Annotated in this window: 11 protein-coding genes; 10 read left to right on the top strand and 1 reads right to left on the bottom strand. The window is 60.6% G+C overall.

Features of this window, described 5'->3' with window-relative positions; genetic code table 11:
* The first annotated feature begins 1 nt into the window (after window position 1).
* Entirely contained in the window at window positions 2-769 is a 768-nt protein-coding gene (locus J0G10_RS27995) for a TerB family tellurite resistance protein (RefSeq protein ID WP_093441918.1), read from the top strand.
* Between the two features lie 123 nt (window positions 770-892).
* Here J0G10_RS27995 and J0G10_RS27990 read toward each other — a convergent pair whose 3' ends face one another.
* Complete coding sequence (locus tag J0G10_RS27990; RefSeq protein ID WP_095050319.1) at window positions 893-1,876, bottom strand: alpha/beta hydrolase family protein; 984 nt, start codon at window positions 1,874-1,876, stop codon at window positions 893-895.
* Between the two features lie 73 nt (window positions 1,877-1,949).
* Between J0G10_RS27990 and J0G10_RS27985 the strand changes: the two genes are divergently transcribed.
* From J0G10_RS27985 to J0G10_RS27945, 9 genes are all read left to right on the top strand, one after another.
* Window positions 1,950-4,346 carry a PAS domain-containing sensor histidine kinase gene (locus tag J0G10_RS27985; RefSeq protein WP_095050320.1) on the top strand — a complete coding sequence of 799 codons (2,397 nt, stop codon included), beginning with the start codon at window positions 1,950-1,952 and terminating at the stop codon, window positions 4,344-4,346.
* A gap of 85 nt (window positions 4,347-4,431) precedes the next feature.
* A complete protein-coding gene (locus J0G10_RS27980) occupies window positions 4,432-5,061 on the top strand; it encodes a response regulator (protein WP_093441901.1) in 630 nt (209 codons plus the stop codon).
* A gap of 352 nt (window positions 5,062-5,413) precedes the next feature.
* On the top strand, window positions 5,414-6,538 hold the full coding sequence (locus J0G10_RS27975) for an ABC transporter ATP-binding protein (RefSeq protein WP_095126215.1): 1,125 nt from the start codon (window positions 5,414-5,416) through the stop codon (window positions 6,536-6,538).
* 48 nt (window positions 6,539-6,586) lie between these two features.
* A complete protein-coding gene (locus J0G10_RS27970) occupies window positions 6,587-7,630 on the top strand; it encodes an ABC transporter substrate-binding protein (RefSeq protein ID WP_038363355.1) in 1,044 nt (347 codons plus the stop codon).
* 198 nt (window positions 7,631-7,828) lie between these two features.
* Entirely contained in the window at window positions 7,829-9,076 is a 1,248-nt protein-coding gene (locus tag J0G10_RS27965) for an ABC transporter permease (RefSeq protein WP_093441896.1), read from the top strand.
* Between the two features lie 12 nt (window positions 9,077-9,088).
* Entirely contained in the window at window positions 9,089-9,913 is an 825-nt protein-coding gene (locus tag J0G10_RS27960) for an ABC transporter permease (protein WP_008084123.1), read from the top strand.
* A gap of 391 nt (window positions 9,914-10,304) precedes the next feature.
* Window positions 10,305-11,453, top strand: coding sequence for an iron-containing alcohol dehydrogenase (locus tag J0G10_RS27955; RefSeq protein ID WP_095050322.1), 1,149 nt, complete (start codon window positions 10,305-10,307; stop codon window positions 11,451-11,453).
* A 114-nt stretch (window positions 11,454-11,567) separates the two neighbouring features.
* Window positions 11,568-12,242, top strand: a complete 675-nt coding sequence (gene rpe, locus J0G10_RS27950) for a ribulose-phosphate 3-epimerase (RefSeq protein ID WP_007918813.1) — start codon at window positions 11,568-11,570, stop codon at window positions 12,240-12,242.
* Window positions 12,239-13,057 (top strand): phosphoglycolate phosphatase, encoded by an 819-nt coding sequence (locus tag J0G10_RS27945; protein WP_038363360.1) that lies wholly within the window; start codon window positions 12,239-12,241, stop codon window positions 13,055-13,057. Before rpe ends, J0G10_RS27945 begins: the two co-directional genes overlap by 4 nt.
* The last annotated feature ends 42 nt before the right edge of the window (window positions 13,058-13,099 follow it).

Below are 13,099 nucleotides of genomic sequence, written 5' to 3'. Positions count from 1 at the left end.
CATGTTGTGGCCAGGGACTCTGATTGGAGCCGGAGCGGGTTTTGCAATCGCCAGCATTCCGGGGGCCATGCTTGGGGCATTGTTGGGGCAGGCGCTGGATCGGCGTCTGCACTTGCAGAGCTGGGGACACTTGCGGGAAAAACTCGGCGGTCGGCCGATGCTGCGCAACGACGAACTGTTGTTTGTGTTGCTCGGGCGTCTGGCCAAGAGTGATGGTCGGGTTACCGACGGGCATATCCAGCAGGCGCGCAACGAGATGCGTGCGCTGGAGATGAGTGAGCCGGCAACGCGCCGCGCCATCGCGGCATTCAACCGTGGCAAGTCTGAAAATGACAATCTGCGCGGTTATCTGCGGCGCTTGAGCGCGCAGCCCCATGCGGCCGAGGGTGTCTTGCGTGCGTGCTGGCGGATGGTCTGGGCCGATGGTCGTGCCGGCGTCAGCGAGCGTGAATTGTTGGCGCAGTGGGGCAAATGGCTGGGCTGGACAACGCATCAGGTGCAGGCGCTGGCCAGTGATTACGAACCGGGCAAGCGTCCGATCGTCAGTGCTGCAGTGAGCTATCAGGAGGCGATGCGTTTATTGGGCGTGTCGGCGTCCAGTGAACCGGCGCAGATCAAGCGGGCCTATCGGCGCCTGCTCAGTCGTCATCATCCGGACAAGATTGCCGGAACGGGGGCGACGCCAGCGCAGGTGCGTGAGGCGACTGATAGAACCCGGGAGCTGCACAATGCTTATACGTTGATTCGTGAGCGGCGGGATTTTCGCTAAACGTTAGATGTGTATCGTCTGCGCTGGCCTCTTCGCGAGCAGGCTCGCTCCCACAATGGATTGTGTACGCAGATCCAATGTGGGAGCGAGCTTGCTCGCGAAGGGAGCGACGCGGTTTGTCGGTCAGTCTGTGTTCTGCGGATTCAGCCAGCCACGCACCCGGCGGAACAACTGTTCCTGCTCAGCCTTGTTGTCTGGCAAGGCTCTGAGCGCCACTTGGCTGAACGCCGAAGTCTTCAAGCGCTTGCTCGCCTGCATGCGCTCCAGCGCGGCGTTGCGATCCAGCGGCTTGTCCATGTAGAAAATATCTGCGGTCGGCAGCTTCAGGGTTGGCGTCAGCTCGGCCAGTGGCGGTTTGGCCTTGGCTGGCATCTGTGCATCGACCATGACGAATTTCTCTACCTGCGCCGTTTGTTTCTCGCTCAGGTATCGCGCGGCCCAATAGGCACCAGTGCCGTGTCCGAGCACGACAATGCTGCGTGCGCTCTGCTGTTCGGCGTAGGCAATCGCGGCGTCGATGCGCGCGAAGATGCGTTCGGCGTCAGCCTTGGATTGTTCTTCAGTGGTTTCGGCGACCACTTGATCCGCCACTTCGGCTTCACCGCCAGCGGCTTGTTCAATTGGCTGCGCGGTGGTGGAGTCCTTGCTACCCGACTCCGGTGCTTTCGGCGCAACCGGCGCTTCAACCACGCGCGGTGCGATGGCGTCGCTTTGCAGGTCGGGCAGGGTGATACTCAGGCTGCTCCATTGTGCATCCGGCAGTTTGCGCCGCAATGGGCCGATTGCCTGTGGCCAGTCAGCGGTTTCGCCGGCGCCAGGGATGATGATCACCGCGCCTTTGGGCTCGGCGGTGTTGGCCGGTTTCCACAGGGCGAGGAAGCTGTCGCTGCCCGCCTGCAATTGTTGCTGTTCTTGCGCCGGGACTTTACGTTCCAGTGCGGCGGCCTCTTCCTGACTACGCTCTAGCAGTGGCTGGCGTTCGGCCGGTTTTTCTTCTGCCGGTTTTTCCGCCGCAGGAGTGGGGTCGGCGGCGTTGACGGAAAACGCACAGGGCAGGATCAGCGACAGGCACAATGCTGGCATTGCCAGGCGGTAAACAGAGGGCATCGGTTATTCCAGGCCAGAAAGTATCCCGGCAGCCTAATGGGTTGGTCAGAATTTGTCAGTGTATGAGACTTCAATGAAGCGATTTTGCTGCCTGTGGGTTATCGGCTGTTTGTGGTTTCCCTTGATGGGCTGGGCGGCGCCTGCGCCCCCGGCCCACGTTGCGCAATTGTCGGCGGGCCAGCAGCAATGGCTGGCGCAGCACAATGAACTGCGCGTCGGTCTGGTCCTGCAAGCACCGTATGCGCAATACGACCGGCGTTTGCAGCGGCTGTCCGGGGCTAACGTCGAACTGATGAAGTTGTTGGCCAAGACGCTCAATGTCGAACTGAGCTGGCGTAACTTTCAGGATCTCGCACAACTGGAAACCGCCGTGCGCGAGGGCGAGATCGATATCGCTCCGGGCCTGAGTCAAACCCCGAGTGCGTTGCGTCTGTGGCAGTTTTCCGATCCCTACATGCGCGTGCCGCAACTGGTGGTCAGTGAGCAGAAGGCCAGTGGCGTGGTCGATCTGGAGAAACTCGACAGCCAGGTCCGCGTCGCCGTGCGCATGCCCAGCAGCACCGCGGACTATCTGCGCAGTAACTATCCACACCTGAACCTGCAAGGCGTGCCGCTAGAGCGTCAAGCCTTGCAGTTGCTGTTGACGCAGCAGGCCGCCTACGCCGTGGTCGACGAGGCACAACTCGGGCGGTTGTCGGTAGAGCCGGAGTTCGCCGAACTGGTGGTGGTGGGCGATATCGGCCTGCCGCAACTGCTGCGAGTCGGCTCGCGCCGCGATTGGCCGGAGCTGGCCGGCATTGTGCAAAGTGCTTTGCGCGCGATCCCGGCCAAAGATCTGGAGCAACTGCACAACCAATGGCTGCAACCGAAATACCCGCGACTGTCGGAGTCGCCCGGCTTCTGGCAGAACCTCAGTCTGTTGTTTGCGGTGATCCTGCTCAGTTGTGTCGCGATCGTGCTCTGGCAGCGCCGCCAACAGCACAGCCTTGAGCAGCGATTGCTGGCCGCCCGGGAAGACATCGCCTTGCGCGCAGCCAGCGAAGAAGCGCTGCGGTTGACGCAGTTCTCCATCGATCAAAGCACCGTCGGCATCCTCTGGGTCAATTGGGACAGCCATGTGCGCTACGCCAATCGTGCGGCGGAAAACATGCTCGGTTACCCCTCAGGCGGATTGATCGAGCGTCCCCTGATCGACTTCGAGCCGGGACTGCACATGGATCGCTGGCTCAATCTGTGGAAGCGCGCGCGGGCCAGCGAAGAAGGGCCGCTGAGTTTCGAAACCAGTTGCGTGCGCGCCGATGGCAGTGTTTTGCCTGCGGACGTGTCGCTGAGTTTCCTGCGCTTTCGCGACAGCGAATACCTGGTGGTTTACCTCACGGATGTCACCGAGCGCCGCCGTGCACTGGCGGCGTTGCAGGAAAGCGAGGCGCGTCTGCAAGGCATTGCGGCGAATGTGCCGGGGCTGGTGTTCCGTCTGGAGCGGGCACCGGTGACCGGGCAGATCGACTTTGCCTACATCAGCGAGGGCAGCGAAAGTCTGGTCGGTTATGCCCCGGCCACCATTGCCCATCGCGACATGGGCCTGCGCAGCCTGGTGCATCCCGAAGATAAGGCGAGTTATCACCGCACTCAGGATCAGGCGCTGGACACCGACAGTGACTGGTCATGGCAAGGCCGGATCCTCACGCGTCAGGGCGAGCAGCGCTGGGCCGAGATCAAAGCGATCACTCGCCAACTGGAGGACGGCGCGTACGTGTGGGACGGCATCGTCTGGGACATCAGCGAGAGCAAGCGTATCGAGCTGGAACTGGCGGCCTCCCGCGAGCAACTGCGCGAACTGTCGGCGCACCTTGAAAGCGTGCGTGAAGAAGAGAAGGCGCGAATTGCCCGCGAGGTTCACGATGAGTTGGGGCAGATGTTGACGGTGCTGAAACTGGAAACATCGATGTGCGAACTGGCCTACGCGCAACTCGATCCCGGTCTGAACGAACGGTTGAACAGCATGAAGCGCCTGATCGCGCAGTTATTTCAATTGGTGCGTGATGTGGCGACGGCGCTGCGACCACCGATTCTCGATGCAGGGATTGCGTCGGCAATCGAGTGGCAGGCGCGGCGGTTCGAGGCGCGTACGCAGATTCCATGCCTGGTGCAGGTGCCGGACAATCTGCCGGCGCTCAGTGATGCCAAGGCGATTGGCCTGTTCCGGATCCTGCAGGAGGCGCTGACCAATGTGATGCGCCATGCCCAGGCGCATACTGTGGAACTGACGCTGGCGCTGGAAGGCGACGAATTGTGTCTGACGGTCGCCGATGATGGCGTAGGATTCGTCGCTGCTGCCGGTCGGCCGACTTCGTTTGGGCTGGTGGGCATGCGCGAACGGGTGCTGATCATGGGCGGGCGGCTGACGCTGGAGAGTGAGCCGGGGGAGGGCACCAGTCTGGTGGTGCGGGTGCCGGTGAGTGAGGTTTGAAGGTTTGTGGTGTTTGGGCTGACGCTATCGCGAGCAGGCTCGCTCCCACAGGGATTGGTGTGTACCTGAAATCTGGAGAAAAGATTTGATCCGAGTACTGGTAGCCGAAGACCACACCATTGTCCGCGAAGGCATCAAGCAATTGATTGGCCTGGCCAAGGATCTGCAAGTGGTGGGCGAGGCGAGCAATGGTGAGCAACTGCTCGAAACCCTGCGCAATGTGCCGTGCGAAGTGGTGCTGCTCGACATCTCCATGCCCGGCGTCAATGGCCTCGAAGCGATCCCGCGCATCCGTGCTCTGAACAATCCGCCAGCGATTCTGGTGCTGTCGATGCATGACGAAGCGCAGATGGCTGCTCGGGCGCTGAAGGTTGGCGCTGCCGGGTATGCGACCAAGGACAGTGATCCGGCGTTGTTGCTCACCGCCATTCGCAAGGTCGCGGCCGGTGGGCGTTACATTGATCCGGATCTGGCGGATCGCATGGTCTTCGAAGTCGGCCTGACCGATGCGCGGCCGCTGCATTCGTTGCTGTCGGAGCGCGAATTCTCGGTGTTCGAGCGCCTGGCCCAAGGCGCCAACGTCAACGACATCGCCCAGCAACTGGCCCTGAGCAGCAAAACCATCAGCACCCACAAGGCGCGTTTGATGCAGAAACTCAACATCACCTCGCTGGCCGAACTGGTCAAATACGCGATGGAACACAAACTCCTCTAAAGATCACCGCGATCAAAACTGTAGGAGTGAGCCTGCTCGCGATAGCGGTGGATCATTCACTGCTGTGGTGGCTGATCCACCGCTATCGCGAGCAGGCTCACTCCTACAGGGGATCTCCATAGCGCCAGAAATTTTGAGCATATCTGTTAGCGACACGCGCTTTTGCTTGTTCTTGCAGCTTGCAGCTCAACCCTCGCCACTGCCTTATCCATTAGCGCCATCCTTGTAGGGCAATCCCTACCCCCAACCTTCCATCCGGCTGAGGCGATTCTCTCCTGCGCCCCGATTTGCGCGCCTGTCAGCAACCACTAGGCTTAATCCACAAGCAGTCATCAACAACAAAGGTGTGGGTATGAGCCAGGTCGAAACAAACGCAGGGGCCAGTGATGTGCTGGTCAGCTTTCGTGGAGTGCAGAAGAGCTACGACGGCGAGAACCTGATCGTCAAAGACCTCAACCTGGACATCCGCAAAGGCGAATTTCTCACCCTGCTAGGGCCATCCGGTTCCGGTAAGACCACTAGCCTGATGATGCTCGCCGGTTTCGAAACACCGACCGCCGGCGAAATTCTGCTGGCCGGGCGCTCGATCAACAACGTGCCGCCGCACAAGCGCGACATCGGCATGGTGTTCCAGAACTACGCGCTGTTCCCGCACATGACCGTGGCGGAAAACCTCGCGTTTCCACTGACCGTCCGTGGCCTGAACAAAAGCGATGTCAGTGACCGCGTGAAAAAAGTCCTCAGCATGGTTCAGCTCGACGCGTTCGCCTCGCGTTATCCGGCGCAACTGTCCGGCGGTCAGCAACAACGTGTGGCATTGGCCCGTGCGCTGGTGTTCGAACCGCAACTGGTGCTGATGGACGAACCCCTCGGCGCCCTCGACAAACAACTGCGTGAACACATGCAGATGGAAATCAAACACCTGCACCAGCGCCTAGGCGTGACCGTGGTTTACGTGACCCACGATCAGGGTGAAGCGCTGACCATGTCCGACCGCGTTGCGGTATTCCATCAAGGCGAAATCCAGCAGATCGCCCCACCGCGCACCCTCTACGAAGAACCGAAAAACACTTTCGTCGCCAACTTCATCGGTGAGAACAACCGCCTCAACGGTCGTCTGCTCAGCCAGAGCGGCGAGCGCTGCGTGGTCGAGTTGGGCCGTGGCGAAAAGGTCGAGGCGCTGGCGGTCAATGTCGGCCAGACCGGCGAACCGGTGACCCTGTCGATCCGTCCGGAGCGCGTCAGCCTCAACGGTTCGAGCGATCAATGCGTTAACCGCTTCTCAGGGAGGGTGGCGGAATTCATCTATCTGGGCGACCACGTCCGGGTGCGCCTGGAAGTCTGCGGCAAGACCGACTTCTTCGTGAAACAGCCGATTGCCGAGCTCGATCCCGCGCTCGCAGTCGGTGACGTGGTTCCGCTTGGCTGGCAGGTCGAGCACGTACGCGCACTCGATCCTCTTCTAGAGGCGAACTGATCGCCCCGGCAATACCAACACCAACCCTGCACGTGGAGAGAACAATAAATGTTGAGATCCCTGAAGTTCACCGCCCTGACCCTGGGCCTGATGGGTGCGGCAAGCGCAATGGCCGCTGGCCCGGATTTGACCGTGGTGTCGTTTGGCGGGGCGAACAAGGCGGCGCAAGTCAAAGCCTTCTATGCACCGTGGGAAGCGGCAGGTAACGGCAAGATCGTCGCCGGCGAATACAACGGCGAAATGGCCAAGGTCAAAGCCATGGTCGACACCAAGAGCGTGTCGTGGGATCTGGTCGAAGTTGAATCGCCAGAGCTGTCCCGTGGCTGCGACGAAGACATGTTCGAACAACTCGACCCGGCACTGTTCGGCAAGACTGAAGACTACGTCAAAGGCGCGATTCAGCCATGCGGCGTGGGCTTCTTCGTGTGGTCGACCGTACTGGCTTACAACGCCGACAAGCTGAAAACCGCGCCAACCAGTTGGGCGGATTTCTGGGACACCAAGAAATTCCCGGGCAAGCGTGGCCTGCGCAAAGGCGCCAAGTACACCCTCGAATTCGCGCTGATGGCCGACGGTGTGGCGCCGAAAGACGTCTACAAAGAGCTGGCGAGCAAGGGGGGCCAGGATCGTGCGTTCAAGAAGCTTGATGAGCTGAAGCCAAGCATCCAATGGTGGGAAGCGGGCGCACAACCGCCGCAATACCTCGCTTCCGGTGACGTAGTGATGAGTTCGGCCTACAACGGTCGCATCGCGGCGGTGCAGAAAGAATCCAACCTGAAAGTGGTGTGGAACGGCGGCATCTACGACTTCGACGCGTGGGCCATCCCGAAAGGTCTGGACGCCAAGCGCGCCGAAGCGGCGAAGAAATTCATCGCCTTCTCGGTACAGCCGCAGCAGCAGAAAACCTACTCGGAAAACATCGCCTACGGCCCGGCCAACACCCAGGCTGTGCCTCTGCTGGCCAAGGACGTCCTGAAAGACATGCCGACCACCCCGGAAAACATCGCCAACCAGGTGCAGATCGACGTCAGCTTCTGGGCTGACAACGGCGAGCAACTGGAGCAGCGCTTCAATTCCTGGGCTGCGAAGTAACCCGAGCATACGGACCGAGGGCTTTCCGGATGATCGTTCCCACGCTCTGCGTGGGAATGCCGCCCGGGATGCTCCGCGTCCCTGTGACGCAGAGCGTCACTGGATGCGTTACCACGCAGAGCGTGGGAACGATCAGTACCCAAAGTTCGAGGTAGCGTTCGCCACCTCTGTAACGATCAAAGATTTGCGGAGTACGTCATGGCCATCGCCGTTCCCCTGAACGAGGGCACCAGCCCCACCTTGAAGCAGAAGCTCAAGCGCGCCGAGCGGGTCAACCGCTGGAAAGCTCAAGCGCTGATTGCGCCGCTGGTGCTGTTTCTGTTGCTGGTGTTTCTGGTGCCGATCGTGGCGCTGCTCTACAAAAGCGTCGGCAACCCCGAAGTGGTCGGCGGCATGCCGCGCACCGTGGCGGCCATCGCCAGTTGGGACGGCCGTGGCCTGCCCGCTGAACCGGTCTACAAAGCTGCCGGCGAAGACCTCGCCGAAGCGCGTAAAAACCAGACGCTGGGCGATTTGTCCAAGCGCTTGAACATGGAGTTGGCCGGCTATCGCAGCCTGCTGACCAAAACTGCCCGGGCGCTGCCGTTCGCCAGCGAACCGGCCTCCTATAAAGAAGCACTGGAAGGCCTCGACGAGCGTTGGGGCGACCCGGCCTACTGGCAAGCGGTCAAACGCAACACCAGCAGCATCACGCCTTACTACTTGCTGGCAGCGGTCGATCACCGTATCGACGACCTCGGCGAAATCGCCCCGGCCACCCCGGATCAGGCGATCTACCTCGACATCTTCGCCCGCACCTTCTGGATGGGTCTGGTCATCACCGTGATCTGCCTACTGCTGGCTTATCCACTGGCGTACCTGCTGGCCAACCTGCCGTCGCGGCAAAGCAACCTGCTGATGATCCTCGTGCTGCTGCCGTTCTGGACATCGATCCTGGTGCGCGTCGCCGCGTGGATCGTACTGCTGCAATCGGGCGGTCTGATCAACAGTGGGCTGATGGCCATGGGCATCATCGATAAACCGCTGGAACTGGTGTTCAACCGCACCGGCGTGTACATCTCGATGGTGCACATTCTGCTGCCGTTCATGATCCTGCCGATCTACAGCGTGATGAAAGGCATCTCGCCGACCTACATGCGCGCGGCGATTTCCCTCGGCTGCCACCCGTTCGCCAGTTTCTGGCGGGTGTACTTCCCGCAGACCTACGCCGGTGTTGGCGCCGGTTGCCTGTTGGTGTTCATCCTCGCTATCGGCTACTACATCACCCCGGCGCTGCTCGGCAGCCCGAACGATCAAATGGTCAGCTACTTCGTAGCTTTCTACACCAACACCAGCATCAACTGGGGCATGGCCACCGCGCTGGGCGGGCTGTTGCTGCTGGCGACCGTGGTGCTTTATCTGATTTACAGCTGGCTGGTCGGCGCCAGTCGCCTGCGCCTGAGCTAAGGGGAATTCGAAATGCTGAGTCCTTACATGTCGCCCATTGAACGGGTGTGGTTCTACAGCCTGCGGATCCTCTGCGGCCTGATTCTGTTGTTCCTGATTCTGCCGGTGCTGGTGATTATTCCGCTGTCATTTAACTCGGGGAGTTTTCTGGTCTATCCGCTGCAGGGTTTCTCGCTGCAGTGGTACCACGACTTCTTCGCCTCGGCGGAATGGATGCGCGCACTGAAGAACAGCATCATTGTTGCCCCAGCGGCGACGGTGCTGGCGATGATATTCGGTACGCTGGCGGCGATTGGTCTGACTCGCGGTGACTTCCCCGGCAAAGCGCTGGTGATGGCGCTGGTGATTTCGCCGATGGTGGTGCCGGTGGTGATCATCGGCGTGGCGAGTTATCTGTTCTTCGCGCCGTTGGGTTTGGGTAACAGCTTCTTCTCATTGATCGTCGTGCATGCGGTGCTGGGTGTGCCGTTTGTGATCATCACGGTGTCGGCGACGTTGCAGGGGTTTAACCATAATCTGGTGCGGGCGGCGGCGAGTTTGGGTGCATCGCCGTTGACTGCGTTCCGCCGGGTGACCTTGCCGCTGATTGCGCCGGGGGTGATTTCCGGGGCGCTGTTTGCGTTTGCGACTTCGTTTGATGAGGTGGTGGTGACGTTGTTTCTCGCCGGGCCTGAGCAGGCGACGTTGCCTCGGCAGATGTTTAGCGGGATTCGTGAGAACCTGAGTCCGACGATTGCCGCTGCTGCCACGTTGCTGATCGCCTTCTCCGTCATTTTGCTGCTGACCCTGGAATGGCTGCGCGGGCGTAGCGAAAAACTGCGTACGGCTCAGGTTTAAGGGCCAGGTCAAAAGCCACCCCCTCACCCCAACGCTCTCCCCCATGGGGGCGAGGGGGAAGGGAGCAAATCTTCATGTTTTTCAAAACCTGAATCCGACTTGGTATCGCACGTCGGTGTATCTCCTCCATGCACCTCGGTCAGTCTTTTTACCTTCTGGGGAGAAGGGAGCATATCGTTGTGCTTTTCAAAATCCGAGTTCGACTAGGTATCGCACGTCGGTGTACCTCTTACATTCACCTCGGTCAGTCCCCTCTCCCTTTGGGAGAGGGCTAGGGTGAGGGGCTCTTGCTCTTGCGCTCGATAGGTCATTCACCACCTGAATAGCAGACAACCCCAAATCCCCAGCTAATCTTGTGCCCAGCTCCCACATCTATAAGAGGCTGCGCACGATGAGTCTGTCCCAGTTCAAAATCGCTCATAAACTGATCACCGGCGCCGCCGCCATCGAACAACTGGCCGCTGAGCTCACGCGTCTGGACATCGACAATCCACTGATCGTCACCGACGCCGCGCTGGTCAAGTCCGGCACCGTCGAGCTAGCGTTGGTGCAACTCGGTGGGCGCGACTACGAAATATTCGACCGTGTGCTGCCAGACCCGGAAATTGCCATCGTCGAAGACTGCATGCGTGTCTACCGCGAAGGCGGGCATGACGGTTTGATCGGTCTAGGTGGCGGCAGCGCCATCGACATCGCCAAGAGTGTCGCTGCCTACGCTGGATATCACGGCGCGCTGGAAGATCTGTTCGGTGTTGACCAGGTACCACGCAAAGGTCCGCCGCTGATCGCGATTCCGACCACCGCTGGCACCGGCTCCGAAGTGACCAACGTCGCGATTCTCTCGGACAAAGTCGCACAGTTGAAGAAAGGCATCGTCAGCGACTTTCTATTGCCGGACGTGGCGCTGGTCAGCCCGCAGATGACCCTGACCTGCCCACGCAGTGTCACCGCCGCCAGTGGCATCGACGCGCTGGTGCACGCCATCGAGTCCTATCTGTCGGTGAATGCCTCGCCGATCACCGACTCTCTGGCCCTTGGTGCCATCAAGCTGATCGCCAAAGCGCTGCCCAAGGCCTACGCCAATGGCGCCAACCTGCAGGCCCGCGAAGACATGGCCACCGCCAGCCTGATGGCCGGCATGGCGTTCGGCAACGCCGGGGTCGGCGCGGTGCATGCGCTGGCGTATCCGCTGGGCGGGCGCTTCAACATCGCTCATGGCGTGAGCAATGCGTTGCTGCTGCCGTATGTCATGACCTGGAACAAGATGGCCTGCGTCGAACGCATGCAGGATATTGCCGAAGCCATGGGGGTGAAGACCGCTCATTTGAGTGCAGCCGAAGCGGCAGACAAAGCTGTGCAAGCGATGACCGATTTGTGCGCGGCCGTGGAAATCCCGGCCGGGCTGCGTAGTTTCGGCGTGCCGGAAGAGGCGATCCCGGCGATGGCCGTGGAAGCCGCGGGCATTGAGCGGCTGATGCGCAATAACCCGCGCAAACTCAGTGCTGTCGATATCGAGAAGATCTACCGCGCGGCGTATTGAGTCAGCGCCGGTCATCCGTCATGGCATAACCCAATCATCGCGGTCACGGTGCGCGCTTGGAAACTTGAGGTATACAATGCGCGCCATCGTGATTTAGCTCAGAAAAGGTGCGTCATGCAGCCCTTCGTAATTGCTCCGTCGATTCTCTCCGCCGACTTCGCCCGCCTCGGCGAGGAAGTAGACAACGTTCTCGCCGCTGGCGCCGACTTCGTCCACTTTGACGTCATGGACAACCACTACGTGCCAAACCTGACCATCGGTCCGATGGTCTGCGCGGCATTGCGCAAGTACGGCGTTACCGCGCCGATCGACGCGCATCTGATGGTCAGCCCGGTGGATCGCATTGTCGGCGACTTCATCGAAGCCGGCGCCACCTACATCACCTTCCACCCGGAAGCCACGCTGCACGTTGATCGTTCGCTGCAACTGATCCGCGAAGGTGGCTGCAAATCCGGTCTGGTATTCAACCCGGCGACCCCGCTGGATGTGCTCAAGTACGTGATCGACAAGGTCGACATGGTCTTGCTGATGAGCGTCAACCCGGGCTTCGGCGGGCAGAAGTTCATTCCTGGCACCCTCGATAAACTGCGCGAAGCGCGGGCAATCATCGATGCCTCGGGCCGTGACATCCGCCTGGAAATCGATGGCGGCGTCAACGTCAACAACATCCGCGAAATCGCCGCTGCTGGCGCTGACACCTTTGTTGCCGGCTCGGCAATCTTCAATGCGCCGAACTATCAGGAAGTCATCGACAAGATGCGTTCCGAACTGGCGCTGGCGCGCCCATGAGCGGTTTTGAGCAGCTGTTCCCGGGAAAACTGCCACGGCTGGTGATGTTCGATCTGGATGGCACACTGATCGACTCGGTTCCGGACCTGGCAGCCGCCGTGGACACCATGCTGCTCTCCCTCGGCCGTCAACCGGCGGGCATCGATTCGGTGCGCGAGTGGGTTGGCAACGGCGCGCCAGTACTGGTGCGCCGTGCGTTGGCCGGTGGTATCGATCATTCGGCGGTGGATGACGTCGAAGCCGAGCACGCGCTGGAAGTGTTCATGCAAGCCTACGGCGCCAGCCATGAGCTGACCGTGGTCTATCCCGGCGTGCGCGACACTCTCAAGTGGCTGCACAAGCAAGGCGTGGCCATGGCGCTGATTACCAACAAACCGGAGCGTTTCGTCGCGCCGCTGCTGGATCAGATGAAGATCGGCCGCTACTTCAAGTGGATCATCGGTGGCGATACCCTGCCGCAGAAAAAGCCTGATCCGGCAGCGCTGTTCTTTGTGATGAAAATGGCCAACATCCCGGCCTCGCAATCGCTCTTCGTCGGCGACTCGCGCAGCGATGTGCTGGCGGCGAAAGCGGCGGGGGTCAAATGCGTGGCGCTGAGCTATGGCTACAACCACGGTCGACCGATTGCCGAAGAATCACCGGCGCTGGTCATCGACGATCTGCGCAAGCTAATTCCCGGTTGCCTAGGTTCGGCCGCTGAGATAACGTTGCCCGACGCTGCTCAATCCCATTCTGGAAACGCCATCGTGGTGGTCACTCGCAAACTCTGGATGAAAGTCATCAAGGCCCTGGCCCGCTGGCGTTGGCGCGCCTGACTTGTTCCTGGCCGGCCTGCCGGCGCGTTTGCATACCTGACT

Origin of the sequence: Pseudomonas germanica, assembly GCF_019614655.1 — a bacterium.
In the GTDB taxonomy this organism is placed as follows: domain Bacteria; phylum Pseudomonadota; class Gammaproteobacteria; order Pseudomonadales; family Pseudomonadaceae; genus Aquipseudomonas; species Aquipseudomonas neuropathica.
The sequence above is the reverse complement of the archived record's forward strand: the minus strand, read 5'-3'. Positions and strand labels throughout refer to the sequence as shown.

Bases quoted from the DNA above. Each gene is read 5' to 3' on its own strand.
- J0G10_RS27995 (WP_093441918.1), top strand. From the start codon at position 2: ATGTTGTGGCCAGGGACTCTGATTGGAGCCGGAGCGGGTTTTGCAATC.
- J0G10_RS27990 (WP_095050319.1), bottom strand. From the start codon at position 1,876: ATGCCCTCTGTTTACCGCCTGGCAATGCCAGCATTGTGCCTGTCGCTG.
- J0G10_RS27985 (WP_095050320.1), top strand. From the start codon at position 1,950: ATGAAGCGATTTTGCTGCCTGTGGGTTATCGGCTGTTTGTGGTTTCCC.
- J0G10_RS27975 (WP_095126215.1), top strand. From the start codon at position 5,414: ATGAGCCAGGTCGAAACAAACGCAGGGGCCAGTGATGTGCTGGTCAGC.
- J0G10_RS27970 (WP_038363355.1), top strand. From the start codon at position 6,587: ATGTTGAGATCCCTGAAGTTCACCGCCCTGACCCTGGGCCTGATGGGT.
- J0G10_RS27965 (WP_093441896.1), top strand. From the start codon at position 7,829: ATGGCCATCGCCGTTCCCCTGAACGAGGGCACCAGCCCCACCTTGAAG.
- J0G10_RS27960 (WP_008084123.1), top strand. From the start codon at position 9,089: ATGCTGAGTCCTTACATGTCGCCCATTGAACGGGTGTGGTTCTACAGC.
- J0G10_RS27955 (WP_095050322.1), top strand. From the start codon at position 10,305: ATGAGTCTGTCCCAGTTCAAAATCGCTCATAAACTGATCACCGGCGCC.
- rpe (WP_007918813.1), top strand. From the start codon at position 11,568: ATGCAGCCCTTCGTAATTGCTCCGTCGATTCTCTCCGCCGACTTCGCC.
- J0G10_RS27945 (WP_038363360.1), top strand. From the start codon at position 12,239: ATGAGCGGTTTTGAGCAGCTGTTCCCGGGAAAACTGCCACGGCTGGTG.